This window comes from Streptomyces sp. SM10, from assembly GCF_002910915.1.
Lineage (GTDB): Bacteria > Actinomycetota > Actinomycetes > Streptomycetales > Streptomycetaceae > Streptomyces.
The window spans coordinates 1-3,105 of the sequence record NZ_NEUF01000178.1 but is presented as its reverse complement, the minus strand read 5'-3'; the positions used below and the strand labels follow the sequence as shown (position 1 = coordinate 3,105).

Annotated in this window: 4 protein-coding genes; 2 read left to right on the top strand and 2 right to left on the bottom strand. The window is 72.6% G+C overall.

The window, feature by feature from the left end:
- Both B9S57_RS29940 and B9S57_RS29935 read left to right on the top strand, forming a co-directional pair.
- The coding region (locus tag B9S57_RS29940) for an aromatase/cyclase (protein ID WP_181011535.1) at window positions 1-527 on the top strand (527 nt) is incomplete at its 5' end.
- On the top strand, window positions 527-1,333 hold the full coding sequence (locus B9S57_RS29935; RefSeq protein WP_103760310.1) for a 4'-phosphopantetheinyl transferase superfamily protein: 807 nt from the start codon (window positions 527-529) through the stop codon (window positions 1,331-1,333). The genes B9S57_RS29940 and B9S57_RS29935, both read left to right, overlap by 1 nt.
- A gap of 130 nt (window positions 1,334-1,463) precedes the next feature.
- Here B9S57_RS29935 and B9S57_RS29930 read toward each other — a convergent pair whose 3' ends face one another.
- Window positions 1,464-1,706 carry an acyl-CoA carboxylase subunit epsilon gene (locus B9S57_RS29930; RefSeq protein ID WP_103760309.1) on the bottom strand — a complete coding sequence of 81 codons (243 nt, stop codon included), beginning with the start codon at window positions 1,704-1,706 and terminating at the stop codon, window positions 1,464-1,466.
- Window positions 1,707-1,720: 14 nt separating this feature from the next.
- On the bottom strand, window positions 1,721-3,105 hold a 1,385-nt coding region (locus B9S57_RS29925), incomplete at its 5' end, for an acyl-CoA carboxylase subunit beta (protein WP_103760308.1).

Genomic DNA, 3,105 nt, shown 5'->3' with positions numbered 1-3,105 from the left:
CGGAGCTGGCGGCGTTGAAGGAGAACGTCGAGCGGGCCCACGCCACCGACGACGTCACCTTCTCCTTCGAGGACACCGTCCACATCAACGGCTCCGCCAAGGACGCCTACGACTTCGTCAACGAAGCCGGACTCTGGCCCGAACGCCTCCCCCACGTCGCGACCGTCCACCTCACCGAGGACACCCCCGGCCTCCAGACCCTCACCATGGACACCCGCGCCAAGGACGGCAGCACCCACACCACCACCTCCCACCGCGTCACCTTCCCCCACCACAGGATCGCCTACAAACAGACCACCCTCCCCGCCCTCATGACCCTCCACACCGGCCTGTGGACCTTCACCGACACCGACACCGGCACCACCGCCACCTCCCAGCACACCGTCACCCTCAACACCGACAACATCACCCGCATCCTCGGCCCCGACGCCACCACCCAAGACGCCCGCACCTACGTCCACACCGCCCTCTCCACCAACAGCACCGCCACCCTCAACCACGCCAAAGACCACGCGGAGAAGCGCTGATGGCGTTGGCGAACACCCTGTCCATCGGCGAGGGGGAGCTGCACCTGTGGCTGCTGCCACCGCCGCTCTCGCCCCGCGACGTCCCGATCGGGGAGCTCGACGCCCTGGAGAAGCGGCGGGCCGGGGCGTACGTCGCCGCCGGGAACCAGCGGATGTACGCGGCGGCGCACGTGGGCCTGCGCCGTGTGCTGGCCGTGTACACCGGCATCGAGCCGCGACTGCTCTCGATCGCCGGGGAGCGCTACGACGGGGCGGGCGGCCGCCACGGCCGGCCGCGGGTGCTCGGGATGCCGGGCGCCCCGGAGTTCTCCCTCTCGCACAGCCACGGGCTGGCCGTCGTGGCGGTGACCGAGCCCCGGGTCGGCGCCGACGTCCAGCGCCTGCCGTCCGACGCGACGGCCGAGGCCTGCCTCCCCGCCCTGCACCCCGCGGAGCGGGCGGAGCTGGCCGGGCTGCCCGTAGCCGAGCGGACCAGGGCGTTCGGCCGGCTGTGGACCCGCAAGGAGTCCTACCTCAAGGGCCTGGGGACCGGACTCGGCCGCGGGGTCCACCTCGACTACCTGGGCGAGTACGGGACGGGGGAGCGGCCCGAGGGATGGGTCGTCGGCAATCTCCCGCTCTGCGCGAGCCACGTCGCCGCGGTGGCGGTCCTGGGCAGTGGGGACCGGCGCGTCCTGTTGCGGTCCGTGCCCGAGTCCCTCCTGTACGCGCGCGACGCCGCCGACCGGCTCGCCACGGTGGAGCCGGGCCTGCACACCCTGCTGCGGGACGCCGCCGGCACTCGGAGCACCCCGCGGGCGGCCTGAGGCCCGGTCCGCACGGCACACGGAAGTCCACGCGGAAGCACACGGAAGCACCGAGGGGCCGGGGATGATCCCCGGCCCCTCGGTGCTGGTGCCGTACGGCCGCCGGGCCGGCGGCCCGTGCCCCGGTCCGTCAGGCCGCCGCCCGGGCCTCCGGCCGTGCGGCGGAGTGCCAGGTGCGCGGGCCGTCGAAGACGGAGCCGCGGTCCGGGCGCTGCCACAGGGCGACCGCCTGCTGACGGCGGGCCAGATCGTCCGGCCCGGCCCCCGCCGACGCGGCGCGGGCCATCAAAACCGCCGTGAGGGCGGCCAGTTCCTCCGGGGAGACGTTCCCCTTGACGACGCGGAGCGAAAGCTCTCCGGGCTGGGTGTCCATCGCTGCTCCTCGGCTCACTGGGGCGGATTGCCGTGCTTGCGGCGCGGCAGGTCGGCGTGCTTGGCGACGAGCATGGACAGCGAGCGGGCGAGCACCGACCGGGTGTCCCGGGGGTCGATGACGTCGTCGACCAGGCCGCGTTCGGCGGCGTAGTACGGATGGACGAGCTCCTGCCGGTACTGCTCGATCTTCTCCCGGCGCACGGCCTCGGGGTCCTCGGCCGCGGCGATCTCCCGCCGGAAGACCACGTTGGCCGCGCCCTCCGCGCCCATCACGGCGATCTCGTTGGCCGGCCAGGCCAGCGCGATGTCCGCACCGATCGACCGCGAGTCCATGACGATGTACGCGCCGCCGTACGCCTTGCGCAGCACGACGGAGACGCGGGGCACGGTCGCGTTGCAGTACGCGTACAGCAGTTTGGCGCCGCGCCTGATGATGCCCTCGTGCTCCTGGTCGACGCCCGGCAGGAAGCCCGGTACGTCCACCAGGGTGACCAGCGGGATGTTGAACGCGTCGCAGAACTGCACGAACCGCGCGCCCTTCTCGCTGGCCCGTATGTCCAGGACGCCCGCCATCGACGCCGGCTGGTTGGCCACGATGCCCACGGTGTGCCCGTCGATCCGGGCGAGCGCGCAGACGATGTTCTGCGCCCAGGCCGCGTGCACCTCCATGAAGTCGCCGTCGTCGACGAGTTCCTCGACGACCCCCCGGATGTCGTAGGACCGGTTGCCGTCGACGGGCACCAGGTCCAGGAGGGCGTCCCCGGGGCGGTCGGCCGGGTCCCCGGCGAGCACCACGGGCGGCAGGTCGCGGTTGTTGGAGGGCAGCAGGGAGATCAGGTAGCGGACCTCCGCCAGGCAGGTCTCCTCGTCGTCGTGGACGAAGTGGACCGCGCCCGACGACCCGGCGTGCACGTCGGCCCCGCCGAGGCCGTTCTGGGTGATCTCCTCACCGGTGACCGCCTTGACCACGTCGGGGCCGGTGATGAACATCTGCGAGGTCTCACGGACCATGAAGACGAAGTCGGTGAGGGCCGGGCTGTAGGCAGCGCCGCCCGCGCACGGGCCGAGCATCACCGAGATCTGCGGGATGACGCCGGAGGCGCGGGTGTTGCGCTGGAAGATCCCGCCGTACCCGGCGAGCGCGGAGACACCCTCCTGGATACGGGCACCGGCGCCGTCGTTCAGCGAGACCAGCGGAGCACCGGCCGAGATGGCCATGTCCATGATCTTGTGGATCTTCGTGGCGTGGGCCTCGCCCAGCGCCCCGCCGAAGATCCGGAAGTCGTGCGCGTAGACGAAGACCGTCCGGCCCTCGACCGTGCCCCAGCCGGTGACCACACCGTCCCCGTACGGCTTCTTCGCCTCCAGGCCGAAGCCGGTCGCCCGGTGCCGGCGCA